The 26,532-nt window shown below is 59.5% G+C and carries 26 protein-coding genes; 16 read left to right on the top strand and 10 right to left on the bottom strand.

Annotation, left to right across the window (positions count from 1 at the left end; genetic code table 11):
* Positions 1-52 precede the first annotated feature (52 nt).
* The 8 genes from AB4O09_RS03795 to trpE all read left to right on the top strand — a co-directional run bounded on the left by AB4O09_RS03795 (position 53) and on the right by trpE (position 9,044).
* Entirely contained in the window at positions 53-1,177 is a 1,125-nt protein-coding gene (locus AB4O09_RS03795; RefSeq protein WP_003206154.1) for an ABC transporter ATP-binding protein, read from the top strand.
* A 49-nt stretch (positions 1,178-1,226) separates the two neighbouring features.
* Positions 1,227-2,270: an ABC transporter substrate-binding protein gene (locus AB4O09_RS03800; protein ID WP_003206153.1), complete on the top strand. Its 1,044-nt coding sequence runs from the start codon at positions 1,227-1,229 to the stop codon at positions 2,268-2,270.
* A 204-nt stretch (positions 2,271-2,474) separates the two neighbouring features.
* Positions 2,475-3,722 (top strand): ABC transporter permease, encoded by a 1,248-nt coding sequence (locus AB4O09_RS03805; RefSeq protein ID WP_003206151.1) that lies wholly within the window; start codon positions 2,475-2,477, stop codon positions 3,720-3,722.
* Between the two features lie 13 nt (positions 3,723-3,735).
* The gene (locus AB4O09_RS03810; protein ID WP_003206148.1) at positions 3,736-4,560 is read left to right on the top strand and encodes an ABC transporter permease; all 825 of its coding nucleotides are present in this window, start codon (positions 3,736-3,738) and stop codon (positions 4,558-4,560) included.
* A gap of 215 nt (positions 4,561-4,775) precedes the next feature.
* On the top strand, positions 4,776-5,924 hold the full coding sequence (locus tag AB4O09_RS03815; protein WP_003206146.1) for an iron-containing alcohol dehydrogenase: 1,149 nt from the start codon (positions 4,776-4,778) through the stop codon (positions 5,922-5,924).
* Positions 5,925-6,002: 78 nt separating this feature from the next.
* The gene (gene rpe / locus AB4O09_RS03820; protein ID WP_003206143.1) at positions 6,003-6,677 is read left to right on the top strand and encodes a ribulose-phosphate 3-epimerase; all 675 of its coding nucleotides are present in this window, start codon (positions 6,003-6,005) and stop codon (positions 6,675-6,677) included.
* Positions 6,674-7,492 carry a phosphoglycolate phosphatase gene (locus AB4O09_RS03825; RefSeq protein WP_003206141.1) on the top strand — a complete coding sequence of 273 codons (819 nt, stop codon included), beginning with the start codon at positions 6,674-6,676 and terminating at the stop codon, positions 7,490-7,492. Before rpe ends, AB4O09_RS03825 begins: the two co-directional genes overlap by 4 nt.
* A gap of 70 nt (positions 7,493-7,562) precedes the next feature.
* The gene (gene trpE / locus AB4O09_RS03830; protein ID WP_013694348.1) at positions 7,563-9,044 is read left to right on the top strand and encodes an anthranilate synthase component I; all 1,482 of its coding nucleotides are present in this window, start codon (positions 7,563-7,565) and stop codon (positions 9,042-9,044) included.
* Between the two features lie 116 nt (positions 9,045-9,160).
* Here trpE and estP read toward each other — a convergent pair whose 3' ends face one another.
* Positions 9,161-11,068 carry an esterase EstP gene (gene estP, locus AB4O09_RS03835; protein WP_038856610.1) on the bottom strand — a complete coding sequence of 636 codons (1,908 nt, stop codon included), beginning with the start codon at positions 11,066-11,068 and terminating at the stop codon, positions 9,161-9,163.
* A gap of 411 nt (positions 11,069-11,479) precedes the next feature.
* Between estP and AB4O09_RS03840 the strand changes: the two genes are divergently transcribed.
* Genes AB4O09_RS03840 through AB4O09_RS03855 form a run of 4 tightly spaced genes read left to right on the top strand, consistent with a single transcriptional unit; the run spans position 11,480 to position 14,670 of the window.
* A complete protein-coding gene (locus tag AB4O09_RS03840) occupies positions 11,480-12,073 on the top strand; it encodes an aminodeoxychorismate/anthranilate synthase component II (RefSeq protein WP_003206137.1) in 594 nt (197 codons plus the stop codon).
* Positions 12,074-12,082: 9 nt separating this feature from the next.
* Positions 12,083-13,132 (top strand): anthranilate phosphoribosyltransferase, encoded by a 1,050-nt coding sequence (gene trpD / locus AB4O09_RS03845; RefSeq protein ID WP_003206134.1) that lies wholly within the window; start codon positions 12,083-12,085, stop codon positions 13,130-13,132.
* Positions 13,129-13,965, top strand: coding sequence for an indole-3-glycerol phosphate synthase TrpC (gene trpC, locus AB4O09_RS03850; protein WP_003206132.1), 837 nt, complete (start codon positions 13,129-13,131; stop codon positions 13,963-13,965). Before trpD ends, trpC begins: the two co-directional genes overlap by 4 nt.
* A gap of 3 nt (positions 13,966-13,968) precedes the next feature.
* Entirely contained in the window at positions 13,969-14,670 is a 702-nt protein-coding gene (locus tag AB4O09_RS03855) for a lipoate--protein ligase family protein (protein ID WP_027912193.1), read from the top strand.
* Here AB4O09_RS03855 and crp read toward each other — a convergent pair.
* The gene (gene crp / locus AB4O09_RS03860) at positions 14,667-15,311 is read right to left on the bottom strand and encodes a cAMP-activated global transcriptional regulator CRP (protein ID WP_003206128.1); all 645 of its coding nucleotides are present in this window, start codon (positions 15,309-15,311) and stop codon (positions 14,667-14,669) included. The two genes, AB4O09_RS03855 and crp, sit on opposite strands and share 4 nt — an antisense overlap.
* 240 nt (positions 15,312-15,551) lie before the next feature.
* Between crp and AB4O09_RS03865 the strand changes: the two genes are divergently transcribed.
* On the top strand, positions 15,552-15,974 hold the full coding sequence (locus tag AB4O09_RS03865; RefSeq protein ID WP_003206127.1) for an OsmC family protein: 423 nt from the start codon (positions 15,552-15,554) through the stop codon (positions 15,972-15,974).
* A 113-nt stretch (positions 15,975-16,087) separates the two neighbouring features.
* On the opposite strand, the gene coq7 is transcribed toward AB4O09_RS03865, so the two are convergent.
* The 6 genes from coq7 to hemJ all read right to left on the bottom strand — a co-directional run bounded on the left by coq7 (position 16,088) and on the right by hemJ (position 20,539).
* Complete coding sequence (gene coq7 / locus AB4O09_RS03870; RefSeq protein ID WP_003206125.1) at positions 16,088-16,735, bottom strand: 2-polyprenyl-3-methyl-6-methoxy-1,4-benzoquinone monooxygenase; 648 nt, start codon at positions 16,733-16,735, stop codon at positions 16,088-16,090.
* A gap of 75 nt (positions 16,736-16,810) precedes the next feature.
* Positions 16,811-17,149, bottom strand: coding sequence for a histidine triad nucleotide-binding protein (locus tag AB4O09_RS03875; RefSeq protein ID WP_003206124.1), 339 nt, complete (start codon positions 17,147-17,149; stop codon positions 16,811-16,813).
* Between the two features lie 82 nt (positions 17,150-17,231).
* Entirely contained in the window at positions 17,232-18,020 is a 789-nt protein-coding gene (locus AB4O09_RS03880; protein WP_003206122.1) for an SDR family NAD(P)-dependent oxidoreductase, read from the bottom strand.
* A 62-nt stretch (positions 18,021-18,082) separates the two neighbouring features.
* Positions 18,083-19,051 carry a DUF805 domain-containing protein gene (locus tag AB4O09_RS03885; RefSeq protein ID WP_003206121.1) on the bottom strand — a complete coding sequence of 323 codons (969 nt, stop codon included), beginning with the start codon at positions 19,049-19,051 and terminating at the stop codon, positions 18,083-18,085.
* A gap of 51 nt (positions 19,052-19,102) precedes the next feature.
* Complete coding sequence (locus AB4O09_RS03890; RefSeq protein WP_003206119.1) at positions 19,103-20,071, bottom strand: NAD(P)H-dependent flavin oxidoreductase; 969 nt, start codon at positions 20,069-20,071, stop codon at positions 19,103-19,105.
* Positions 20,072-20,107: 36 nt separating this feature from the next.
* On the bottom strand, positions 20,108-20,539 hold the full coding sequence (gene hemJ / locus AB4O09_RS03895; protein ID WP_003206117.1) for a protoporphyrinogen oxidase HemJ: 432 nt from the start codon (positions 20,537-20,539) through the stop codon (positions 20,108-20,110).
* 135 nt (positions 20,540-20,674) lie between these two features.
* Between hemJ and argC the strand changes: the two genes are divergently transcribed.
* Positions 20,675-21,709 carry an N-acetyl-gamma-glutamyl-phosphate reductase gene (gene argC, locus AB4O09_RS03900; protein WP_003206116.1) on the top strand — a complete coding sequence of 345 codons (1,035 nt, stop codon included), beginning with the start codon at positions 20,675-20,677 and terminating at the stop codon, positions 21,707-21,709.
* A gap of 148 nt (positions 21,710-21,857) precedes the next feature.
* Positions 21,858-22,208: an iron-sulfur cluster insertion protein ErpA gene (gene erpA, locus AB4O09_RS03905; RefSeq protein ID WP_003206114.1), complete on the top strand. Its 351-nt coding sequence runs from the start codon at positions 21,858-21,860 to the stop codon at positions 22,206-22,208.
* A 66-nt stretch (positions 22,209-22,274) separates the two neighbouring features.
* Here erpA and AB4O09_RS03910 read toward each other — a convergent pair whose 3' ends face one another.
* Both AB4O09_RS03910 and AB4O09_RS03915 read right to left on the bottom strand, forming a co-directional pair.
* A complete protein-coding gene (locus tag AB4O09_RS03910) occupies positions 22,275-23,366 on the bottom strand; it encodes an anhydro-N-acetylmuramic acid kinase (protein ID WP_013694343.1) in 1,092 nt (363 codons plus the stop codon).
* Between the two features lie 2 nt (positions 23,367-23,368).
* On the bottom strand, positions 23,369-24,787 hold the full coding sequence (locus tag AB4O09_RS03915) for a peptidoglycan DD-metalloendopeptidase family protein (protein WP_003206111.1): 1,419 nt from the start codon (positions 24,785-24,787) through the stop codon (positions 23,369-23,371).
* Between the two features lie 212 nt (positions 24,788-24,999).
* On the opposite strand from AB4O09_RS03915, the gene tyrS reads away from it, so the two are divergent.
* Positions 25,000-26,199, top strand: a complete 1,200-nt coding sequence (gene tyrS, locus AB4O09_RS03920; RefSeq protein WP_003206110.1) for a tyrosine--tRNA ligase — start codon at positions 25,000-25,002, stop codon at positions 26,197-26,199.
* Positions 26,200-26,532 lie beyond the last annotated feature (333 nt).

Below are 26,532 nucleotides of genomic sequence, written 5' to 3' on the forward strand. Positions count from 1 at the left end.
AGGCTCCACTAGGCTTGACTCACAAGCAGTCATCAATACAAAAGGTGCGGGTATGAGCCAGGTCGATTCAAGCGCGGGGGCCAGTGATGTGCTGGTCAGCTTTCGTGGTGTGCAAAAGAGCTACGACGGCGAGAACCTGATCGTCAAAGACCTCAACCTGGATATTCGCAAAGGCGAATTCCTGACCCTGCTCGGGCCTTCCGGCTCCGGCAAGACCACCAGCCTGATGATGCTGGCCGGGTTTGAAACCCCAACCGCCGGCGAGATCCTGCTGGCCGGGCGCTCGATCAACAATGTGCCACCGCACAAGCGCGACATCGGCATGGTGTTCCAGAACTACGCCTTGTTTCCTCACATGACCGTCGCCGAGAACCTGGCGTTCCCGCTGACGGTGCGGGGCCTGAACAAGAGCGACGTGAGTGATCGGGTCAAGCGCGTCTTGAGCATGGTCCAGCTGGACAGCTTCGCCCAACGCTACCCGGCGCAATTGTCCGGCGGCCAGCAACAACGGGTGGCCCTGGCCCGGGCGCTGGTATTCGAGCCGCAGCTGGTGCTGATGGACGAACCCCTGGGTGCGCTGGACAAGCAATTGCGCGAGCACATGCAGATGGAAATCAAACACCTGCACCAGCGCCTGGGCGTGACCGTGGTCTATGTGACCCACGACCAGGGCGAAGCCCTGACCATGTCCGACCGTGTGGCGGTGTTCCACCAGGGCGAGATCCAGCAGATCGCCCCGCCGCGCACCCTTTATGAAGAGCCGAAAAACACCTTTGTCGCCAACTTCATCGGTGAGAACAACCGCCTTAACGGCCGCCTGCACAGCCAAACCGGCGAGCGCTGCCTGGTGGAGCTGGGGCGTGGTGAGAAGGTCGAGGCACTGGCGGTGAATGTCGGCAAGCCAGGCGAGCCGGTGACTCTGTCGATCCGCCCGGAACGGGTGAGCCTCAACGGCGCAAGCGAACAATGTGTCAACCGCTTCTCAGGGAGGGTGGCGGAATTCATCTATCTGGGCGACCACGTCCGGGTTCGCCTGGAAGTCTGCGGCAAGAACGACTTCTTTGTGAAACAACCGATTGCCGAGCTCGATCCCGGGCTCGCCGTCGGGGACGTGGTTCCGCTTGGCTGGCAAGTCGAGCATGTGCGTGCGCTCGATCCCCTTCTAGAGGCGAATTGATCGCCCCCTGCTGTACCAACACCAACCCTGCACGTGGAGAGAACAATAAATGTTGAGATCCCTGAAGTTCACAGCCCTGACACTGGGCATGATGGGTGCGGCAAGCGCGATGGCGGCGGGCCCGGACCTGACCGTGGTGTCTTTCGGCGGGGCGAACAAGGCGGCTCAGGTCAAAGCCTTCTACGCACCGTGGGAAGCGGCCGGCAATGGCAAGATCGTGGCTGGCGAGTACAACGGTGAAATGGCCAAGGTCAAGGCCATGGTCGATACCAAGAGCGTTTCCTGGGATTTGGTAGAAGTCGAGTCCCCGGAATTGTCCCGTGGTTGTGACGAAGACATGTTCGAACAACTCGATCCGGCCCTGTTCGGCAAGGCCGAAGACTACGTCAAGGGTGCTATCCAGCCTTGCGGCGTGGGCTTCTTCGTGTGGTCGACCGTGCTGGCCTACAACGCCGACAAACTCAAGACCGCGCCGACCAGTTGGGCTGACTTCTGGGACACCAAGCAATTCCCAGGCAAGCGCGGCCTGCGCAAAGGCGCCAAGTACACCCTGGAATTCGCCCTGATGGCCGATGGCGTAGCGCCGAAAGACGTCTACAAAGTGCTGGCTGGCAAAGACGGCCAGGACCGTGCGTTCAAGAAGCTCGATGAGCTCAAGCCGAACATCCAGTGGTGGGAAGCTGGCGCCCAGCCACCGCAGTACCTGGCTTCCGGTGACGTGGTCATGAGCTCGGCCTACAACGGCCGGATCGCCGCGGTACAGAAAGAAAGCAACCTGAAAGTGGTGTGGAACGGCGGCATCTATGACTTCGACGCTTGGGCCATCCCACGCGGCCTGGACAAGACCCGCGCCGAAGCGGCGAAGAAATTCATCGCCTTCTCGGTGGCGCCGCAGCAGCAGAAGACCTACTCGGAAAACATCGCCTACGGTCCGGCCAATACCCAGGCTGTACCGTTGCTGGCCAAGGATGTCCTGAAAGACATGCCAACCACCCCGGAAAACATCGCCAACCAGGTGCAGATCGACGTCAGCTTCTGGGCTGACAACGGTGAGCAACTGGAGCAGCGCTTCAACTCCTGGGCTGCGAAGTAACCCGACGGTCTGAAACCGGATGAGATCCATGTGGGAGCGAGCTTGCTCGCGATAGCGGTCTGTCAGGCACATCAATACTTGAATGTGCCGCAGCCATCGCGAGCAAGCTCGCTCCCACAGGTTCTTCCATCGACCCGGGTGTTTCAAAAGAACAGAGGCGGCCCGCCGCCCCTGTAACGATCAAAAAGATTTGCGGAGTTCGCCATGGCCATCGCCGTTCCACTGAACGCGGGCACCAGCCCCACCCTCAAGCAACGGCTCAAGCACGCCGAGCGGATCAACCGCTGGAAGGCCCAGGCCTTGATTGCGCCGCTGGTGCTGTTTCTGTTGCTGGTGTTCCTGGTGCCGATCGTGGCGCTGCTGTTCAAAAGCGTCAGCAACCCGGAAGTGGTGGGCGCCATGCCGCGTACGGTCACCGCCGTCGCTGCCTGGGACGGACGTGGTTTGCCGGGCGAGCCGGTGTACAAGGCTGCCAGTGAAGACCTGGCCGAAGCCCGCAAGAATCAGACCCTGGGCGACTTGTCCAAGCGCCTGAACATGGAATTGGCCGGCTATCGCAGCCTGCTGACCAAGACTGCTCGGGCGTTGCCGTTTGCCACCGAGCCGGCTTCCTATAAAGAAGCCTTGGAAAACCTCGATGAGCGTTGGGGCGACCCGGCGTACTGGCAGGTGATCCGCCGCAACACCAGCAACGTCACCCCGTATTACCTGCTGGCGGCCGTCGATCACCGCATCGATGACCTCGGCGAACTGGCCACGGCCACCCCGGACCAGGCGATCTACCTCGACATCTTTACCCGGACCTTCTGGATGGGCCTGGTGATCACCGCTATCTGCCTGGTGCTGGCCTATCCGTTGGCCTACCTGCTGGCGAACCTGCCTTCGCGCCAGAGCAACCTGCTGATGATCCTGGTGCTGCTGCCGTTCTGGACCTCGATCCTGGTACGTGTCGCCGCATGGATCGTGTTGCTGCAGTCCGGTGGCCTGATCAACAGTGCGCTGATGGCCATGGGCGTCATCGATAAGCCCCTGGAACTGGTGTTCAACCGCACCGGTGTGTACATCTCCATGGTCCACATCCTGCTGCCGTTCATGATCCTGCCGATCTACAGCGTGATGAAGGGCATCTCGCCAACCTATATGCGTGCGGCGATTTCCCTGGGCTGCCACCCGTTCGCCAGTTTCTGGCGGGTGTACTTCCCGCAGACCTATGCCGGGGTCGGTGCCGGTTGCCTGTTGGTGTTCATCCTTGCCATCGGCTACTACATCACGCCGGCGCTGCTGGGCAGCCCGAACGATCAGATGGTCAGCTACTTCGTCGCGTTCTACACCAACACCAGCATCAACTGGGGCATGGCCACGGCGCTCGGCGGGCTGCTGTTGCTGGCGACCATCGTGCTTTATCTGATTTACAGCTGGCTGGTGGGCGCCAGCCGCCTGCGCCTGAGCTAAGGGGAGATCGAAAATGGTGAGTCCTTACATGTCCCCCGTCGAGCGGGTGTGGTTCTACTGCTTGCGCACACTCTGCGGGCTGATTCTGTTGTTCCTGATCCTGCCGGTGCTGGTGATCATTCCACTGTCGTTCAACTCCGGCAGTTTCCTGGTGTACCCGCTGCAGGGCTTTTCGCTGCAGTGGTACCACGATTTCTTCGCCTCGGCCGAATGGATGCGGGCGCTGAAAAACAGCATCATCGTGGCCCCGGCGGCGACGTTGCTGGCGATGGTCTTCGGCACGCTCGCGGCCATCGGCCTGACCCGTGGTGACTTCCCAGGCAAGGCGTTGGTGATGGCCCTGGTGATTTCGCCAATGGTGGTGCCGGTGGTGATCATTGGCGTAGCCAGTTACCTGTTTTTCGCACCGCTGGGGCTGGGCAACAGCTTCTTCTCGCTGATCGTGGTCCACGCCGTGCTGGGTGTACCGTTCGTGATCATCACGGTGTCGGCGACCCTGCAGGGGTTCAACCACAACCTGGTTCGGGCCGCCGCCAGCCTTGGGGCTTCGCCACTGACGGCGTTTCGTCGGGTGACCCTGCCGTTGATCGCCCCGGGCGTGATCTCCGGCGCACTGTTCGCCTTCGCGACGTCGTTCGATGAAGTAGTGGTGACCCTGTTCCTGGCCGGCCCCGAGCAGGCAACCCTGCCACGGCAGATGTTCAGCGGCATCCGCGAAAACCTCAGCCCTACCATCGCCGCTGCGGCAACGCTGCTGATTGCCTTCTCGGTGATCCTGTTGCTGACCCTGGAGTGGTTGCGTGGGCGTAGCGAGAAGCTGCGTACTACCCAAGCCTGACGCCCAAGCAAAAACAGTGTGGGAGCGAGCTTGCTCGCGATAGCGGTGATACATTCAAAACAGAAGTTGAATGTTGATCCGCTATCGCGAGCAAGCTCGCTCCCACAGGGGCCTCATCCACAGGTTCCTTATCGCATTCATACGCTGAATGGCAGACAACCCTCAATACCGAGCTATCCTTGTGCCAGCCCATACTCGAATAAGAGGCCGCGCACATGAGTCTTTCCTCATTCAAGATCGCCCATAAACTGATCACCGGTGCCGCTGCCATCGAGCAACTGGCCGCGGAGTTGACGCGCCTGGACGTCGACAACCCGCTGATCGTGACCGATGCGGCGTTGGTTAAATCCGGCACCGTGGAACTGGCCCTGCAACATCTGGGCGGACGGGACTACGAGATTTTCGACCGGGTCATGCCGGACCCGGAAATCGCCATTGTCGAAGACTGCATGCAAGCCTATCGCGACGGTGGTCATGACGGCCTGATCGGTCTCGGGGGTGGCAGTGCCATCGACATCGCCAAGTGCGTGGGGGTCTATGCCGGTTACCACGGCGAGCTGCAGGATATGTTCGGTGTCGATCAGGTGCCGCGCAAAGGCCCGCCCATGATTGCCATCCCCACTACGGCCGGTACCGGTTCGGAAGTCACCAACGTGGCGATCCTCTCCGACAAGGCTGCGCAGCTGAAAAAAGGCATCGTCAGCGATTATCTGTTGCCGGACGTGGCGTTGGTCAGTCCGCAGATGACCCTCACATGCCCGCGCAGCGTCACGGCTGCCAGTGGCGTTGATGCGCTGGTACACGCCATCGAGGCCTACCTGTCGCTCAATGCTTCGCCAATCACCGATGCCCTGGCCATCGGCGCAATCAAGCTGATCACCCGCGCGCTGCCCAAGGCCTATGCCAACCCGGCTCACCTGCAAGCCCGCGAAGACATGGCCACGGCCAGCCTGATGGCCGGCATGGCGTTCGGCAATGCCGGGGTCGGGGCGGTGCATGCGCTGGCCTATCCGTTGGGCGGGCGCTTTCACGTGTCCCATGGCGTCGCCAACGCTTTGTTGCTGCCGTACGTCATGGCCTGGAACAAGATGGCCTGTGTCGAGCGCATGCGTGACATCGCCGAAGCCATGGGCCTCAAGACCGCGCACCTGAGTGATCTTGAAGCGGCCGACGAAGCCGTGGAGGCCATGGTTGCGTTGTGCGCCGCCGTGGAAATACCCAACGGCCTCAGCAGCCTGGGCGTGACCGAGGAGGTGATTCCATCCATGGCGGTGGAAGCGGCGGGAATAGAACGGCTGATGCGCAATAATCCGCGCAAACTGAGCGCCGCCGATATCGAGAAGATCTACCGCGCGGCGTATTGATCGATTGCCACGGTGGGCGCGCCAAATCTTGAGGTATACAATGCGCGCCATCGTGATTTCGCTCAAAACAGGTGCGTCATGCAGCCCTTCGCTATTGCTCCGTCGATTCTCTCCGCCGACTTCGCCCGCCTGGGCGAAGAAGTGGACAACGTTCTGGCCGCCGGCGCCGACATCGTGCACTTCGATGTCATGGACAACCACTACGTGCCCAACCTGACCATCGGCCCGATGGTCTGCGCGGCGCTGCGCAAGTACGGCATCACCGCGCCGATCGACGCGCACCTGATGGTCAGCCCGGTGGACCGTATTGTCGGTGACTTCATCGAAGCCGGTGCTACCTACATCACTTTCCACCCTGAAGCCACGCAGCACATCGACCGCTCCCTGCAGTTGATCCGCGAAGGCGGTTGCAAGGCCGGCCTGGTGTTCAACCCGGCCACGCCGCTGGACGTGCTCAAGTACGTGATGGACAAGGTCGACATGATCCTGTTGATGAGCGTCAACCCTGGCTTCGGTGGGCAGAAGTTCATCCCGGGTACGCTCGACAAGCTGCGCGAAGCCCGTGCGTTGATCGATGCCTCGGGCCGTGATATCCGCCTGGAAATCGACGGTGGCGTGAACGTGAAGAATATTCGTGAAATCGCCGCCGCCGGCGCCGACACGTTCGTCGCGGGTTCGGCGATCTTCAATGCACCGAACTACGAAGAGGTGATTGCACAAATGCGCGCCGAACTGGCCCTGGCGCGCCCATGAGCGGCTTCGAGCAGCTGTTCCCCGGCAGCTTGCCGCGTCTGGTGATGTTCGACCTCGATGGCACATTGGTCGATTCGGTCCCGGACCTCGCGGCGGCGGTGGACACGATGCTGCTCAAGCTTGGACGCCCGCCCGCCGGCCTCGATTCGGTACGCCACTGGGTCGGCAATGGCGCGCCGATGCTGGTGCGCCGGGCCCTGGCCAATGACATCGATGCCCGAGGTGTCGATGATGCCGAGGTCGAGCGGGCGCTGGAGTTGTTCAATGAAGCCTACGAAGACAATCACCAACTGACGGTGGTCTACCCCGGCGTGCGCTCCACCCTCAAGTGGCTGCAGAAGCAGGGCGTGGAAATGGCGCTGATTACCAACAAGCCGGAGCGCTTCGTTGCGCCGTTGCTGGACCAGATGAAGATCGGTCGCTATTTCCGCTGGATCATCGGTGGCGATACCTTGCCGCAGAAAAAGCCTGACCCGGCCGCGCTGTTTTTCGTGATGAAAATGGCTAACATCCCGGCCTCCCAATCCCTGTTCGTCGGCGACTCGCGCAGCGATGTGCTGGCGGCGAAAGCGGCAGGGGTCAAATGCGTGGCGCTGAGTTACGGCTACAACCACGGCCGGCCAATCGCCGAAGAGTTTCCGACGCTGGTGATCGACGATTTGCGCCTGTTAATTCCCGGTTGCCTGGACCCGGCCGCTGAGATAACGTTGCCCGACGCTGTTCAATCCTCTTCTGGAAACGCCATCGTGGTGGTCACTCGCAAACTCTGGATGAAAGTCATGAAGGCCCTGGCCCGCTGGCGTTGGCGCACCTGACGTGATCCTGGCCGGTTATCCGGCGCGTTTGCATACCTGACTGTCAGCTCCTCTTGCCACGAGGCACCCCATGATCCGCGAAGAATTCCTGCGTCTAGCCGCTGCCGGCTACAACCGCATCCCCCTTGCCTGTGAAACCCTGGCTGACTTCGACACGCCGCTGTCGATCTACCTCAAGTTGGCCGACCAGCCCAACTCCTACTTGCTCGAATCGGTGCAGGGGGGCGAGAAATGGGGCCGTTATTCCATCATCGGCCTGCCGTGCCGCACGGTGCTGCGGGTCCATGACCATCGCATCAGCGTGACCCATGACGGTGTCGAAATCGAAAGCCTCGAAGTCGAAGACCCGCTGGCGTTCGTCGAAACCTTCAAGGCCCGCTATAACGTGCCGACCATTCCTGGCCTGCCGCGCTTCAACGGTGGCCTGGTGGGTTATTTCGGCTACGACTGCGTGCGCTACGTGGAAAAACGCCTGGGCACCTGCCCGAACCCTGATCCGCTGGGTGTGCCGGATATTTTGCTGATGGTGTCCGACGCGGTCGTTGTCTTTGACAACCTCGCCGGCAAGATGCACGCCATCGTCCTGGCCGATCCATCCCAGGAAGATGCCTACGAGCAAGGTCAACAAAGCCTGCAAGCATTGCTGGAAAAGTTACGTCAGCCGATCGCTCCGCGTCCCGGCCTGGACTTCAGCAAGCAGTCGGCGGCCGACCCGGTATTCCGCTCCAGTTTTACCCAGGACGATTACGAAAGGGCCGTCGATACCATCAAGGAATACATCCTCGCCGGTGACTGCATGCAAGTCGTTCCGTCGCAACGGATGTCCATCGACTTCAAGGCAGCGCCCATCGATCTCTATCGGGCGCTGCGCTGTTTCAACCCGACGCCGTACATGTACTTCTTCAACTTCGGCGACTTCCATGTCGTGGGCAGCTCGCCGGAAGTGCTGGTGCGGGTCGAAGACAACCTGATCACCGTGCGGCCGATCGCCGGCACTCGCCCCCGTGGCGCCACGGAAGAAGCTGACCGGGCCTTGGAAGAGGACCTGCTGTCGGACGACAAGGAAATCGCCGAGCACCTGATGCTGATTGACCTGGGGCGCAACGACACTGGGCGGGTCTCGGAGATCGGCTCGGTGAAGCTCACCGAGAAGATGGTCATCGAGCGCTATTCCAACGTGATGCACATCGTCTCCAACGTCACCGGCCAATTGAAGGCCGGGCTGACGGCGATGGACGCCTTGCGGGCGATCCTGCCGGCGGGCACCTTGTCTGGCGCGCCGAAAATCCGCGCGATGGAAATCATCGACGAACTGGAGCCGGTCAAGCGGGGCGTGTACGGCGGGGCCGTGGGTTACTTCGCCTGGAACGGCAACATGGACACCGCCATTGCCATTCGCACCGCCGTCATCAAGAACGGTGAACTGCACGTGCAGGCCGGCGGCGGTATCGTCGCCGACTCGGTGCCGGCACTGGAATGGGAAGAGACCCTGAACAAGCGCCGGGCCATGTTCCGCGCGGTGGCGCTGGCCGAGCAGACCTCCAGCAACTGAAGTAACTCGATCAGGGTGGGAGCGAGCTTGCTCGCGATGAGGCCGTCATATTCAACCAATAGGTTGACTGACAGTCCGTAATCGCGAGCAAGCTCGCTCCCACAGTTTTTTCTCGATCAGAAATCCAGGCTAACGCCCAGGCTTACCCCTTGCTGGGTCATGTCATCATCCTTGCGCAGTGTATAACCACCCCGTAGCGCCAAGTCGTTGGTCAACTTGTGGCTGACCCCAAGGCTCAGGCGATTGAGGTGGCTCTGTGGCGTGTAGCCTTCCAGTGTGAAGTCGTTGGCCGGCAGGCTGTTGAGGGCGATGTTGACCTTTTGCGTGTCGTCTTCGTACTCGCGTTCGTGGGCATATTCGCCAAACACCTGGGTCTGGCGGGTGATGTTGTATTTGCCTTGCAAGCCAATGCCCAGGCGTTTCGAATCACGGGTCTGGTCATCGAAGGTCAGTGCTGTGGAACGGCTGCTCTTTTCCGAATAACCATCGACTTCCACCTTCGCATAGTCAGCGCTGATAAACGGCGAGAGGTGCCACTCGCTGCCCGGCTGGGCGATGTCGTAGCCCACCCGCGTGCTGAATGCCCATAGATGACCGTCCGTGCTGCCTTTCTCCTGCGCTTCGTTGACGCCCAGGTCGAACTTGCGCTCCAGGTTGTCGTAGTCGAGCTTGCCGCCGGTCAGTGCCGCATCGGCCCACCAGCGATTTTGCTGGAACTGGGCGAAAGCGGTCGCCAGGTAGCTGTTGAGCTTGTAGTCCGAATCGTTATGGCCTGCTTCCATGTCCTGGCGGTAGAAACCGGCGGCGACACCCACGCGCCACGCGTCGTTGAGGCGATAGCTGCCGCCAATGTTCAGGCTGTAGCCGCTGCCGTCGGCGCTGGCGCCGCTGTCCTGGCTGTCCAGGTCCAGATGCTGGCCGCCGCCTGCGACGATGGCTCGCCATTGGCCGACGGCCTGCCAGTTCTCCCAGTCCGATTGCCACTGGCTGCGCAACTCGTCCTGGTGGGCGCGTAGGGTCGAGTGGGCCATTTCCGGTAGCAACGTCAGCTCCCATGGTGCCGCGAGCAGGGAATAGGCGTAGTCGGCGATCAGTTTTTGTCCGGTTTCGGTCGGATGGACCGCGTCGTTGTAGATCAGCTTGGTGGGATCAGGCGTGGCGCTGTTGATGCCGTAGGTGGCGTTTTCCGTGCAGCCGTTGCCGCTGAAGCAGGTCGCGGTGAGGTTCTCCCCGGTGGCGAGGCCGAATCTTGCCGGGTCGGCGAAGCTTTCCTTCAGCAAAAGCGGAATGTTCAATGGAATGATTTCAGCGTCGATGCCTTGCAGTCGAGTGATCAGCTGTTGGTTGAACTGGTTGCCCAGTTGCGAAAAGGCGTCTTGCAAAGGACCGCCGTTGAGGGCCGGGGTCAGGCCCAGGTCGGGCAACAACCAGACCATCACATAGCGGGCACCGGCCGTTTGCAGCATCTGGACGCTGTCGGCCAGGCGGTCTGCGGCGGCGTTCGCTTGCTCGGGGGTCAGCACCCGACCTTGTAGGAAGTCGTTACCACCACCGGAAAGGTAATACAGCGCATTTGGATCGGCGCGCAGGCCATTGGACTGCAGATAGCCGGGACGGCTGCGCTCGCCGGTGTCGGACACGCCGGTAATCGATTCGAGGATCTGGTCGGTACGATAACCGCCCACCGCCCAGTTGTTGCCGTCTGCCAGCCCCTCGCTGGCGCGGACCGCCGAAGTGGAAGCGGCGGTCTCGTCAGCGGAATAACCCAGGCGCCCACCGAGCAGTTGGGTTGAGTTGGCGGAGTAGGCTTCGCCGCTGCCGTCGGTGTAGATCGGACCGGTTCGGTTGGTATAGCGCTCGGTCGAGCCGGGCGGACCATTCGGGTCGGCGAACTGGCCAGCGTCGTTGAGGCTGTCACCGAACACGATGAACTTGGAATAAGGGTTGGGGCCGGCGTTCGCTTGGGCGCAGGCGAGCGCAAGCAGGCAACCAGCAATCGGTACGAACAACGTCTTCTTTGTCATGGGAAAGTCCGTTTTTATCTTATTGTTGTTAGAAAACGAAACGACAGTACCAAAAACTTCCGGCGTTTTGCCATCTATCCGGAACGTCGCGATTGTTTCAAAGCCCTTCGGGATCGGTCATATTGCGTGCTCCGCCCAGCTAAGCTACTGTGCCGGGACGTATGAACGAGACTTTCCCTGTGTCGATTGTCAGCAAACTTCTGGATCAAATGATCAAGGCTCACGCCCGCTGGCGTTGGCGCGCCTGAACATTCTCCGCCGGCCTTGCCGGACCTGTACCGATTTGCCTTCTTTACCCGCTTGTAGAGCCGCTTCGCAGGGGCATCACTTGCCTCGCCAAGCGCAGCAGCGTGCGGGTCACTCTCTGAAGGCTGTATTTAAAGTCAGTGAATTCAATAGGTTGCTTACGCCATGTTGCTGATGATCGATAACTACGACTCTTTTACCTACAACGTTGTGCAGTACCTCGGCGAGCTGGGCTCCGAAGTCAAGGTCGTGCGCAACGACGAATTGACCATCGCCGAAATCGAAGCCCTCAAGCCTGAGCGCATCGTGGTTTCGCCCGGCCCTTGCACGCCGACCGAAGCAGGCATCTCCATCGAAGCCATCAAATATTTCGCCGGCAAGCTGCCGATCCTCGGTGTCTGCCTGGGGCATCAGTCGATTGGCCAAGCGTTCGGCGGTGACGTGGTGCGCGCCCGACAGGTCATGCACGGTAAGACTAGCCCGGTATTCCACGAGGACAAGGGCGTGTTCGAGGGGCTGAATCATCCGCTCACCGTAACCCGCTACCATTCCCTGGTGGTCAAGCGCGAAACTCTGCCCGACTGCCTGGAGTTGACGGCCTGGACCCAGCTTGAGGATGGCTCGGTCGATGAAATCATGGGGCTGCGCCACAAGACGCTGAATATCGAGGGTGTGCAATTTCATCCCGAGTCTATTCTCACCGAACAGGGCCACGAACTGTTCGCCAACTTTCTCAAACAAACCGGCGGCACGCGCTAAGGACTTTTCATGGATATCAAGACAGCCCTGAGCCGTATCGTCGGCCATCTCGACCTGAGCACCGACGAGATGCGCGACGTGATGCGCGAAATCATGACCGGCCAATGCTCGGATGCGCAGATCGGCGCGTTCATGATGGCCATGCGCATGAAGAGTGAGAGCATCGATGAAATCGTGGGTGCGGTTTCGGCGATGCGTGAGCTGGCGGACAAGGTCGAACTCAAGACGCTGGACGGTGTGGTGGATGTGGTCGGTACCGGCGGTGACGGCGCCAATATCTTTAACGTTTCCACGGCCTCGTCGTTTGTCGTCGCGGCGGCCGGTTGCACCGTTGCCAAACACGGCAATCGGGCAGTTTCCGGCAAGAGCGGCAGTGCCGATCTGCTGGAGGCGGCCGGCATTTACCTGAACCTGACGCCGATCCAGGTGGCACGCTGCATCGATAACGTCGGCATCGGTTTCATGTTTGCCCAGACCCACCATAGCGCCATGAAACACGCTGCCGCGCCGCGCCGCGAGCTGGGGCTGCGTACGCTGTTCAACATGCTCGGCCCGCTTACGAATCCGGCCGGCGTGAAGCATCAGGTAGTCGGTGTGTTCAGCCAGGCGTTGTGCCGGCCATTGGCTGAAGTCTTGCAACGCCTGGGCAGCAAGCACGTACTGGTGGTCCATTCGAAGGATGGGCTGGATGAGTTCAGCCTGGCGGCGCCTACATTCGTGGCCGAACTAAAAAATGATCAGATCAGCGAGTATTGGGTCGAACCTGAAGACCTCGGCATGAAAAGCCAGAGCCTGCACGGGCTGGCAGTCGACAGCCCGGCCCAATCGCTGGAGCTGATTCGTGATGCCCTGGGGCGTCGCAAGACCGAGAATGGCCAGAAAGCTGCTGAGATGATCGTGCTCAATGCCGGTGCCGCGTTGTACGCCGCCGACCACGCCAGCAGCCTAAAGCAAGGCGTGGAACTGGCCCATGATGCGCTGCACACTGGCCTGGCCAGGGAAAAGCTCGAAGAGTTGGGTGCATTTACCGCCGTATTCAAAGTGGAGAACGAAGGATGAGCGTGCCAACGGTTCTGGAAAAAATTCTGGCTCGCAAGGCCCAGGAAGTGGCTGAGCGCAGCGCTCGGGTCAGTCTGGCCGAGCTGGAAAACCTGGCGCGTTCAGCGGATGCGCCGCGCGGCTTTGCCCAGGCTCTGATCGATCAGGCCAAGAAAAAACAGCCGGCGGTGATTGCCGAAATAAAGAAGGCGTCCCCCAGCAAGGGCGTGATTCGTGAGCACTTCGTCCCGGCCGAGATCGCGCGAAGCTACGAGAAGGGTGGTGCGACCTGCCTCTCGGTGCTGACCGACGTCGACTTTTTTCAAGGGGCCGACGACTACCTGAAGCAGGCGCGGGCGGCATGCAAGTTGCCGGTGATCCGCAAGGATTTCATGATCGACCCGTACCAGATCATCGAAGCGCGTGCGCTGGGCGCCGACTGCGTACTGTTGATCGTTTCCGCCTTGGACGACGTGAAAATGGCCGAACTGGCGGCCGTTGCCAAAAGCGTCGGGCTGGATGTCCTGGTGGAAGTCCACGACGGTGACGAGTTGGAGCGAGCCCTGAAAACCCTCGATACCAAACTGGTCGGCGTGAACAATCGCAACCTGCACACTTTCGAAGTGAGCCTGGAAACCACCCTGGACCTGTTGCCGCGCATTCCGCGCGATCGCCTGGTCATCACCGAAAGCGGCATCCTCAACCGGGCCGATGTCGAGCTGATGGAAGTCAGCGATGTGTACTCATTCCTGGTGGGCGAAGCGTTCATGCGCGCCGAGAACCCGGGTACGGAATTGCAGCGACTGTTCTTTCCTGAACGAGGCCTGCCGGTGAGCGGCTCGACGCTGGACTGATCCATGTCGCCTGTGATTTCCCTCACCGTCGAAGCTGGCCTGCAAGCCGAACAGGATCTGTTGGCCAGCATCTGCGCGGGCGACGCCGAGTTCGGCCTGCTGTTCTGGCAGCCCAACGATCGTGCGCTGGTGATGCCGCGTCGCTTGAGTCGCCTGCAGGGGTTTGAACACGCCTGTGAAGTATCGGCTGCTCATGGCTGGCCTGTCTTGTTGCGTGAAACGGGTGGCGAACCGGTGCCGCAGTCGGCCGCTACCGTCAATATCGCCCTGGTCTACGCACCACCACGCAGCGAAGGTGACCACGGACGTATCGAAACCGGGTATCGCCGGTTGTGCGATCCCATTTGTCAGCTGTTGGACGAGTTGGGCGGGGTGGCTTCGCTGGGAGAGGTGGAAGGGGCTTTTTGTGACGGGCGCTTCAACGTCAATCTCGACGGCCGGAAAATGGTGGGCACCGCTCAGCGCTGGCGCCAGAGCAAGGGTGGTCAACGTCCGGTGGGGCTGGTTCATGGCGCGCTTTTGCTGGAGAACGAGCGCGAGTCCATGGTCGCGGCAGTCAATCGCTTCAATGAGGCCTGTGGCCTGGAGCAGCGAGTGCGGGCCGAGAGCCATATTGCCCTGCATGAAAAATTCCCGGCGCCTCACGCGCTGGAGCGGCTCGACGTTTTGTACCGGAAGCTGCTGACCAATCTGCTGGGCCCTTAACGCGTTCCGAACACCACCATGGTCTTGCCTTTGACGTTGACCAGGTTGCGCTCTTCCAGATCCTTGAGAACGCGACCGACCATTTCACGCGAACAACCGACAATCCGCCCAATCTCTTGGCGGGTCACCTTGATCTGCATGCCGTCCGGGTGGGTCATGGCATCGGGCTGCTTGCACAGTTCCAGCAGGCAACGTGCGACACGTCCGGTGACGTCGAAAAATGCGAGATCGCCGACCTTGCGGGTGGTATTGCGCAGGCGTTGTGCGATTTGTCCGCTCAGGACGTAAAGAATGTCCGGGTCTTGCAAGGACAGTTCTCGGAATTTGGCGTAGCTGATTTCCGCAACTTCACATTCAATCTTGGTCCGTACCCAGGCACTGCGCTCCTGCTCCTTGCCCGCCTGCTCGAACAACCCCAGCTCACCAAAAAAATCTCCGGAATTGAGGTAGGCGATGATCATTTCCCGGCCGTCGTCATCCTCTATCAGGATAGTGACCGAGCCCTTGATGATGAAAAACAGCGTCTCGGAACGATCTCCCGCACAAATGATGTTGTGTTTGGCTGGATAGCGGCGGCGCTGGCAATGCATCAAGAGTTTGTCGAGATTCTTGATCTTGAACGTGGGAGTAATGGCAACCATGGTTGTATCCCGAAAGACTGCGCAGTGTGATGGTTTGATTTTTTTATAGACGCGAATGGCTATCGCTAAAAGCTGGCCATGCGCCAGCGAGTTGGCGTATGGCCAGCTTAACAGAGGCGTCCTCAATTGATTTGAGAATTTACCTACATGCTGGCAGGTCAGGTCTCCTAAGACGCAGAGCAGTCATGCCGGAGCGCTGTGCTAAGCTGGCGACCCTTTTTTAACAGTGGAGTCTTGGCGATGAAGGCACGCATCCAATGGGCTGGCGAAGCCATGTTCCTCGGTGAGTCAGGCAGTGGTCATGTGGTCGTCATGGACGGCCCGCCAGAGGCCGGTGGGCGGAACCTCGGTGTTCGGCCGATGGAAATGCTCCTGCTGGGCGTGGGCGGTTGCAGCAACTTTGACGTGGTCAGCATTCTTAAAAAGTCCCGCCAGGCCGTCGAAAGCTGCGAAGCTTTCCTGGAGGCAGAACGCGCCACTGAAGATCCCAAAGTGTTTACCAAGATCCACATGCACTTCGTGGTGAAGGGGCGAGCCCTGAAGGAAGCTCAGGTCAAGCGCGCCATTGAGCTGTCCGCCGAGAAATACTGCTCGGCTTCGATCATGCTTGGCGCCGCCGGGGTCGAAATCACCCACGATTATGAAATCATCGAGTTGGGTTGAGTCGATAGCTGGCTGGCCGTATTGAAGTTTTCGGACAGAAAAAAGGCGACTTCCCTTGGGGGAGTCGCCTTTTTAATTTCCGTGGGAATGAGCTAGTAAGTCCCCAATTGCCGTCAAATCCGATAAGTGCTCTTGGTCATGACCTTGGCCAGCAGGCTCATGCCGAACTTGACCGGGGCCGGAAAACGGAAGCCACCGGCCTCAAGGGCACTCTCGGCATGGTGTTCCTCATCCACGCGCATCTGCTCAAGGATTGCCCGGGATTTTTCATCTTCGGCTGGCAGCTGGTCGAGATGTTCATTCAAATGCTTGCACACTTGATGTTCGGTCGCCGCAACGAAACCGAGGCTGACTTTGTCGCTGATCAGCCCGGCAACGGCGCCTATTCCGAATGACATCCCATAGAACAGCGGGTTCAGGACGCTGGTATGGCTGCCCAGCTGGCGAATCCGTTGTTCACACCAGACCAGATGGTCGATTTCTTCCTCGGCGGCATGCTCCATTGCTTCACGCACTTGCGGTAGCTTCGCTGTCAGCGCCTGGCCCTGATACAGCGCCTGGGCACAGACTTCGCCGGTGTGGTTGATACGCATCAGTCCGGCGACGTGGCGGGTTTGCTCGTCACTCAGTTGCGCGTCTGGTTGCACGATAGCCGGTGATGGGCGGTACGGCTGGCCACTGAAGGGCAGCAGCGTGCGCATCGCGGTATCAGCTTGCAGCAACAGACGGTCAATCGGCGAGTAGTGACGTTGGGTAGTCATGCTTACCTCCGGGAAAAATCACAGCGGCCAGTTTAACCCAATCGACCGCCGAAGATTTGCGTTGGGTCAGGGGTATCAGCCCGGCGGCCAGTTCATCTGGCGCTGCCCCAGCACATGCATATGAATGTGATAGACCGTTTGCCCACCCAGTTCATTGCAATTCATCACCACGCGAAAACCTTCTTCACAGCCCAATTCAAGCGCCAGGCGCTGAGCAGTGAACAAAATGTGTCCAGCCAGGCCTTTGTCTTCTTCGGCCAGGTCATTGAGGGTGCGGATCGGTTTTTTCGGTATGACCAAAAAATGTACAGGCGCCTGTGGGGCGATGTCGTGGAAGGCCAATACCTGGTCATCCTCGTAAATGATCTTCGCCGGGATTTCCCGGTTGATGATCTTGGTGAACAGAGTATCCACAGCTGTTTTCTCCGTTGGGTTCGTCGAGGTCGGGTGTCTTGAAGGCTCCGGTTGAGGTGCCTGGTTGTTCAACTTGAAGGGATCAGCGCGGGCAATAGGCCTTGTTGATCATGCCGGCGATGGTTCGGACCAGCCATCGCGACCCCAGTCGCGGCAGCGCGGCCAGCCAGCGGTTGCGGCGTCCGGGAATGATGATGGCGCGGTTGCGGTCCAGCGCGCGCACGGCGTACAGGGCCACCTCTTCCGGGCTCATCAGCAACTTGCTGTCGATGAGCTTCTGTTCGTCCATCTGCGCTCTGGAAAAGAAGCCGGTCCGGGTTGGGCCAGGGCAAAGCACCGAGACCTTGATCGCGCATTTCTTCAGCTCAACCCGCAGGGCTTCGGAGAAGTGCAGCACATAGGCCTTGCTGGCGTAATAGGTACTCATCCAGGGGCCGGGCTGGAACGCGGCAATCGAGGCGACGTTGAGGATCTGGCCGCCGCCAAGCAGTGCCATGCTGTTGCCGATGGCATGACAAAGCCGTGTCAGGGCGAGGATGTTGACTTCGATCAGGTCCTGCTCGGTCATCCAGTCCTGGCCCAGGAACGGCCCGCTGGTGCCGATGCCTGCGCAATTGACCAACAGGTCGATCTGCCGCTCACCTTCCTCCAGTTCCAGGAGAAAGCCTGAAAGCCTCAGCGGTTCTCCCAGGTCGCAGGCCCGGAACAACACCTCTACGCCAAACCGCTGAGTCAGTTCGATTGCAATACTTTCCAGCCGATCACGCTGTCGAGCCACCAGTATCAGGTTGCGGCCGCGCCGGGCCAGCGCTTCGGCCATGGCCAGGCCAATGCCGCTGGAAGCGCCAGTGATCAGTGCGTAACGGGTCATGCAGTTCTCCATCGCAACAGCCCGCCGCCAGTTGACTGGGCTGTCACCGGCATGAAGCGCGCTTATTGTTCCTCTTCTTCTTCATAGTCTACAGAAGGCGAGGCGGGCTCGGCTGCCTCGACAGCTGGTTCTTCGGTGGTTTCGTTGCTGGACTCGCTGCTTTCATAGCTGCTCAGGCTGCTGCTGTCGTAGTCCTCTTGGAGGGCTCCGAAGATGCCGGCAAAGGTAGCCAGGAAAATCAGGACGATCATCACAAGCCAAAGCGACGCCAGCAATTTGACCGCGGTGGTATTGCGCGGTGGCGGCGGACCATACTGGTTTGCACCGGTATTGCCTGGGGCGATGATCAGGATGAACGGGAAAATGCTGCCCACGAATGGAACGAGGTTGACCAGCCACAACCACCCCGACCAGCCGAGGTCATGCAGGCGCTGGACGTTGAACTGGATGCTCACGAAGGCAAAGGCAAGTACAACGGCTGCGCCGAGCAGGCCGCCGACGACCAGCGCAGCTATCGAGTCGGAAGCCAGCAGCCAGGCCGTGGCCAACCAGAAGCCCAGGCCGACCAAGGGCAGCATGGCCAGGGTCAACACCATGGTCCAGGCCAGGTAGCGCAAACGCCCGATACGTCCGTCGAAGCTGAAGGGTTTTAGCGTGCTGTACTCGGCGAGCGCTTCACCCACTTCGGCGCGGGGAGGCGCGTACGGCGAGACGGGGTCGACGATCGGCTCTGGATGGCGTCCACCCGGCTGTTGCGGCGACTCCTGTACTTCGCCAAGGCTCAGTTGGAGGGCGGCGGGTTCTGCTTCGATCCGGGCGTCGATGCCGCTCTTGTTGAGCGCTTCCAGGTACTGCTGGGCTTCGCTCTGGGACAGGTTGCTCTTAAGGGCAACCTTGCGACCGGTGAACAGTCGTTCAATGGCGCTGATGTCGCTTTTGAACAGTTCGGCGAGGTTGAGTTTGGCGGTGGTGGTATCGACGCCCGGCATCAGGCCTCCGTCGAATACGATGTTGAAACGGGTTTCGCTCATGCCCGGCATCCTTGTCTCTGAAAGTTAAGTAACTGTTTTTTTAGGGTCGCTTCAACGGGGCCATTGCCCGCCAAGCTGCGCCGCCCGGGCATGTGCCTGACGGTATTCTTCATCCAGGCGTGCCACCAACTGATCGACGCTGGGCAAATCATCGATTTCACCCACGCCCTGGCCAGCGGACCATACGGTTTTCCAGGCCTTGGCTTCATCGTTCAGCGGTTTGAGTTTCGAGCCAAAATCCACCTCGCCCTTGTTCTGCAGGGCGGTCAGATCGAAACCGGCATTCTCCAGGCTCTGACGCATGAAGCTGGCCGGCACTCCGGATACAGCGGGAGTATGCACGATGTCTGCGGCTCTGGATGTGAGCAACATCTCTTTATAAGCGTCAGGGGCGTGGCTTTCGCTCGTAGCGATAAAGCGCGTACCGAAGTAGGCCAGATCGGCGCCGAGCAATTGTGCGGCCAGAATCTGATGACCGTGGTTCAGGCATCCTGCAAGCAGCACGGTTTTGTCGAAAAACTGCCGGATCTCGGCGACTAGTGAAAACGGGCTCCACGTTCCGGCGTGCCCGCCTGCTCCGGCGGCAACGGCGATCAAGCCATCGACACCGGCTTCGGCGGCTTTCTCGGCATGACGCCGGGTCGTCACGTCATGGAACACCAGTCCGCCATAAGCATGGACGGCATCCACCAACTCCTTCACCGCGCCCAGGCTGGTGATGACGATCGGCACCTTGTGTTCGATGCAGATGGCCAAGTCGGCCTGAAGCCGCGGGTTGCTGTGATGGACGATCAGGTTCACAGCGTAGGGTGCCGGATTCTCCAGGGTCGCCAGGCCTGCTTCGATTTCCTCGAGCCAGGCCTTGAAGCCACTGCTCTCGCGCTGGTTCAACGCCGGAAAACTGCCAACGATGCCGTTGCGGCAGCAGGCCAGCACCAGTTGCGGACTGGAAATCAGGAACATTGGCGCTGCCACGACGGGCAGGCGCAAGCGTTGTTCAAGCAGAGCGGGCAACGACATCGCAAGTACCCCGGATAATGGATGCTGCATTGGAAATTAGAACGGTCGGACGACGACCAGAATTACGATAGCCAGCAATATCAGAACCGGCACTTCATTGAACCAGCGATAAAAGACATGGCTGCGGGTGTTTTCGCCACGGGCGAAGCGCTTCACTTGGGCGCCGCACATATGGTGGTAGCCGATCAGCAGCACGACCAGGGTCAGCTTGGCGTGCATCCAGCCACCTTGAGTGAAATAGGCGCCGGCGTTGAGGCTGAGCAGCCAGATGCCGAACACCAGGGTGGCAATCATCGCCGGGCCCATGATGCCGCGGTACAACTTGCGCTCCATGACGCTGAAACGTTCTTTGCTGACGCTGTCCTCGCTTTGGGCGTGATAGACAAACAGGCGAGGCAGGTAGAACAGGCCGGCGAACCAGCAGACCATGCTGACGATGTGAAGTGCTTTGAGCCACAGATAGAGCATTTTTAGTTATTCCCAGGATTCACGGTAGCCCGATAGTAGAGGTTAGAGCGTCCGCACGTCACCTTGGCGGTTGTCGCCGGGCCCTGCGGCCCCTATCATCGACGGCTTTCCAGTGGGTTCGTTGAGGGCAGGTTTATGGTCAAGGTCGGTATCGTCGGCGGCACGGGGTACACCGGTGTCGAACTGCTGCGTCTATTGGCACAGCATCCGCAAGCTGAGGTGGTGGTCATCACTTCCCGATCCGAGGCCGGCCTGGCCGTCGCCGACATGTACCCGAACCTGCGCGGCCATTACGACGGCCTGGCGTTCAGCGTTCCGGACATCAAGACCCTCGGCGCCTGCGATGTGGTGTTCTTCGCCACGCCCCACGGTGTTGCCCACGCCCTGGCGGGTGAACTGCTGGCCGCCGGGACCAAGGTCATCGACCTGTCGGCGGACTTCCGTCTGCAGGACGCCGATGAATGGGCCAAGTGGTACGGTCAGCCCCACGGCGCGCCGGATCTGCTCGACGAGGCGGTCTACGGCTTGCCGGAAGTCAATCGCGAGAAAATCAAGCAGGCGCGACTGATCGCGGTACCGGGTTGCTATCCGACGGCAACTCAGCTGGGGTTCCTGCCGCTGCTCGAGGCCGGTCTTGCCGACGCTTCGCGTCTGATTGCCGACTGCAAGTCCGGTGTCAGTGGTGCCGGGCGTGGCGCCAGTGTCGGTTCGCTTTACTCCGAGACGTCGGAAAGCATGAAGGCGTACGCGGTCAAGGGGCATCGTCATCTGCCGGAAATTCGCCAGGGATTGCGCCGGGCCGCGGGCAAGGAGGTCGGCCTGACCTTCGTGCCGCACCTGACGCCGATGATTCGTGGCATCCACTCCACTCTGTATGCAACCGTCGTCGATCGTTCGGTGGACCTGCAGGCGTTGTTTGAAAAGCGCTACGCCAACGAACCGTTCGTCGACGTAATGCCGGCCGGCAGCCATCCGGAAACCCGCAGCGTGCGCGGTGCGAACGTTTGCCGGATCGCCGTGCATCGTCCACAGGACGGTGATCTGGTGGTGGTGTTGTCGGTCATCGATAACCTGGTCAAGGGCGCGTCCGGCCAGGCAGTGCAGAACCTGAACATCCTGTTCGGGCTGGATGAGCGCCTGGGGCTGTCCCATGCAGGGATGTTACCGTAACGGCAGTCACTCGTTTCAAGTTGGCAGCTACAAGCTTGAGGCTTGTAGTCGCCGCTGCTCTTCTAAATAGTTGACCGATTTTCTAGGAGAAGCGGATAATGCCCGCCATCACGCATTATGGCGGCGTAAGCGCCGGGAGATATTCAGCATGAGCGTCGAAACCTTCACCCCCACGGCTTTGCAATTCACCCACGGTGCCGCGCACAAGGTGAAGAGCCTGGTCGATGAAGAGGGCAATGATCGTTTGAAGCTGCGCGTGTTTGTAACGGGCGGCGGTTGTTCCGGTTTCCAGTACGGTTTCACTTTTGATGAAGAAGTGGCTGACGATGACACCATCGTCGAGCGCGAAGGGGTCAGCCTGGTGGTCGATCCGATGAGCTTCCAGTACCTGGCAGGTGCCGAGGTGGATTACCAGGAAGGCCTGGAAGGCTCGCGGTTCGTGATCAAGAACCCAAACGCGACCACGACCTGTGGGTGCGGTTCTTCGTTCTCGATCTGAGTGCTTCAATAAAAAAGCCGCAGTGCCTTAGGGCCCTGCGGCTTTTTTTGTCCGTAATTATTGGATTCAGGCCGGGTAGATGGCGCCGAGTATGCGCAGCCCGCGTGCGCCGGTGACACTTGGGCGGTTGCCTGGAATACCTTCAAGACAACAATGGGCAAGCCAGGCGAAAGCCATGGCTTCAACCCAATCCGGGTCTACGCCGTACACCGCCGTACTGCTGACTTTGGCATTCGGCAGCAAGTCAGCCAGGCGCTGCATGAGCGCCTGGTTGTGCGCGCCGCCGCCACAGACCAGCAACTCTTGAGTATTGGACTGGGCATGTTGGAGGGATTCGACGATGGTCAGGGCTGTCAGTTCGAGCAACGTTGCCTGCACGTCTTCCGAGGCGAAGGCTGGCAACTGCGACAAATGCTGTGTCAGCCAAGGCAGGTTGAATACTTCGCGCCCGGTACTTTTTGGACCCTTGGTGACAAAGAAGGGATCGCTGAGCAGTGCCTTGAGCAAGACAGGTTCGACTTTCCCGCTGGCAGCCCATTGACCGTCGCGATCGAAATGGTCGCCTCGTTGTTGGTGTATCCAGGCATCGAGCAATACGTTGCCCGGGCCACAGTCGAAACCGGCTACTGGTTTTGCGGGCTCTATCAGGCTGAGATTGCTGAAACCGCCGACATTCAGCACGGCACGATTGCCGACTCGCTCTTCGAACAATGCTTCGTGAAACGCCGGAACCAGCGGGGCACCTTGTCCACCGGCGGCGACGTCGCGGCTGCGGAAATCGCTGACGACGGCGATACCGGTCAACTCGCTCAACAAGGCCGGGTTGCCAATCTGTACGGTAAACCCGCGGGCTGGTTCATGGCGGATGGTCTGGCCGTGGCTGCCGACCGCCGTGATGTCTTCAGGCTTGAGTTTCTGTTCGTTGAGCAGGGTATGGATACCCTGTGCAGCCAGCTTCACCCAGCTTTGCTGGGCAATGGCGGAGCGGGCGATCTCATCGGGCCCACTGCTGCACAATCCGAGCAATTCGGTGCGCAGGGCGGCGGGCATAGGAATGTAGTGCGTGGCGATCAGTTTGATCGCCGGGGTCAGTTCGATCAGTGCGATATCCAAGCCATCCAGGCTGGTCCCGGACATCACACCGATATAGAGCGCCATGCTTAGCGCTTGCTCGAGGCCAGCATGGTGGCTTTCTCTTGATCCATGCGAGCCATCAAGGGTTGGCTTTGAGCCAGGAAGCGCGCGCGCTCGGCCTTGGCGATCGGATCGGCCATCGGCAGTTTCTGGCCTAGCGGGTCGACGTGGACGCCATTGACCTGGAATTCATAATGCAAGTGCGGGCCAGTGGACAGGCCGGTAGTGCCGATGTATCCAATAACCTGGCCTTGCTTGACGGTACCACCCGTCTTCACGCCTTTGGCGAAGCCCTGCATGTGGCCGTACAGCGTGCGATAGGTATTGCCGTGCTGGATGATCACGGTGTTGCCATAACCGCCACGACGTCCGGCCAGCAATACCTTGCCGTCGCCGGCGGCCTTGATTGGCGTACCACGGGGGGCGGCGTAGTCGACACCTTTATGGGCGCGGATCTTGTTCAGGATTGGATGCTTGCGACCGGCGGAGAACTTCGAGCTGATACGGGCGAAATCAACCGGTGTACGGATGAAGGCCTTGCGCATGCTGTTGCCATCGGCGGTGTAGTAGCTGCTGTTGCCTTGCTTGTTGGTGTAGCGCACTGCGGTGTACGTCTTGCCGCGGTTGGTGAAGCGCGCGGAAAGAATCGGACCGTTGCCGACGCTCTTACCATTGACCACTTTCTGCTCATAGATGATGTCGAATTCGTCGCCCTGGCGAATGTCCTGAGCGAAGTCGATGTCGTAGCCAAATACACTGGCCATGTCCATGGTCAGGCTATGGGAAAGGCCGGCACGAGCAGCCGACTGGGACAATGAGCTGTTGATGACGCCATGAACGTAAGCCGAGCGAACGGTAGGCTTGGCGGTGACGCGGTTAAATACATAACCCTTGTCGTTTTTGGTCAGGGTGATGCTTTCCAGGTCGCTCAGCTTGGTGTGCAGGTTGGTCAGCTGTCCGTCTGGATTGAGTTCGAATTCGAGTTTCTGGCCGCGCTGCAGTTGAGTGAACTGCTTGGCTTGCTTGTCGCTGGCCAGGATTTCATGGACCGAAGTCGAGGGCAGGCCAACCTTTTCGAAGAGAGTGGAAAGTGTGTCGCCCTTGGCCACAATCACTTCGCGATGGTCTGGTCCTTTCTTTTCTTCTGCAACAGGCGCTTCTGCCTGAGCTGCGGTCTCTGTGGTGTCTTGCGGGCTGTTTTCAATCTGCGCAAAAGGAGAGGCGGCCGGTTCGTTTGTGGCTTGAACGGCTTCGGCGGCGTCTTGTTCTTGTGTCAGTTGTTCAGCAGGACTTTCCAGTTCAAGACTCAGAGTCGTCTTTTTGGCTTCAACATCGCTGGAGGGAAACACCAGGAGCGCCAGGCTAAGGAGGGCTGCGATGCCACTTGCGGCAAGCAGGTGGGTCTTTGGGTAAAGCGGTGGCGCTTTAGACGGTTCTGTGGTCATAGGTAATTTTGACTTTTGAAAAGATGAATTGGAAAAGATGAATGACATGATGAAGATGAAATAACTGTATAAAATATAACCAAAACCCCTGCGAAGCAAGCCCGCGGACGCTCTGTTCTGTGGATTGGTGTCCGTGCGCCGGGCAAACCTTGTATTTGGTGCGCGATCTTGTATGGTTGGGGCCCTTTAAATCTGAGCCTTACGGGTCTGTTATGAAGTCGGTCGAAGAGCAGCTAGCGCTGATCAAACGTGGTGCGGAAGAACTGTTGGTCGAGTCCGAGCTGATCGAAAAGCTCAAGCGCGGGCAACCGCTGCGTATCAAGGCTGGTTTCGATCCGACGGCGCCCGATCTGCACCTGGGTCATACCGTGCTTATTAATAAGCTGCGCCAGTTCCAGGATCTGGGGCACCAGGTCATCTTCCTTATAGGTGACTTCACCGGGATGATTGGTGATCCAAGCGGCAAGAGTGCTACGCGCCCACCGCTGACTCGTGAGCAGGTTCTCGATAACGCCGAGACCTACAAGACTCAGGTTTTCAAGATTCTTGATCCGGCCAAGACCGAAGTGGCTTTCAACTCCACTTGGATGGACCAGATGGGGCCGGCGGATTTCATTCGCCTGACGTCTCAATACACCGTGGCTCGTATGCTCGAGCGCGATGATTTCGACAAGCGCTATAAGTCCAATCAGCCAATTGCCATTCATGAGTTCCTCTACCCGCTTGTACAGGGCTATGACTCGGTCGCGTTGCGCGCGGACGTTGAACTCGGCGGTACTGACCAGAAGTTCAACCTGTTGATGGGGCGTGAGTTGCAGCGTGGTTATGGCCAGGAGGCGCAGTGCATTCTGACCATGCCATTGCTCGAAGGTCTGGATGGCGTGAAGAAGATGTCCAAATCGCTGGGCAACTACGTTGGTATCCAGGAAGCGCCAGGCGTCATGTACAGCAAGCTGGTCTCCATTCCTGATGTGCTGATGTGGCGCTACTTCGAGCTGTTGAGCTTCCGGTCCATGGATGAAATCAATGCGTTCCGTGCCGATGTCGAGGCAGGGGCCAATCCGCGCGACATCAAGATCAAGCTGGCCGAAGAAATTGTTGCTCGTTTCCATGGTGAGGAGGCTGCGGCCAGTGCTCATCGTGCGGCAGGCAATCGTATGAAGGATGGCGAACTGCCGGACGATCTGCCGGAGATCGAGCTGACTGCTGCCGAGGATATGCCGATTGCGGCAGTCCTTAATAAAGCAGGCCTGGTCAAGAATGCTGCGGTGGCGCGAGACCTCCTGGGTTCGGGTGGTGTGCGTATCGATGGTGAGGTTGTGGATCGCACCTATATATATGAGCTGGGCTCTACTCATGTATGCCAGGCCGGCAAGAAGGCTTTCGCGCGTATTACGCTGAAATCCGAATAAAGCTGAAAATAGGTGTTGACGGCAGATTCTGGAAGTCTATAATTCGCCCCACTTCCGGCGCAGTCGAAACGGAAAACTCCTTGATATTCAATGAGTTAAGTAAGTTTCGAAGGTGTTGGGCTTCAGTTCATCGAAGCACGGAAGGAGCAGGTAGAGCGGTGTTGTTTGGCTCTATCAGCGGTTCGATCTTCTCGGTCGAAAGCGGTGAAAAAGAGGTGTTGACAGCAGCGAGTAACGCTGTAGAATTCGCCTCCCGCTAACGAGAGATCGGAAGCGCAAGTGGTTGAAGTTGCAAAGGAAACTTTGAAAACTTCTGAAAATAACCGCTTGACA

It is taken from the genome of Pseudomonas sp. H1_F01 (genome assembly GCF_054681425.1).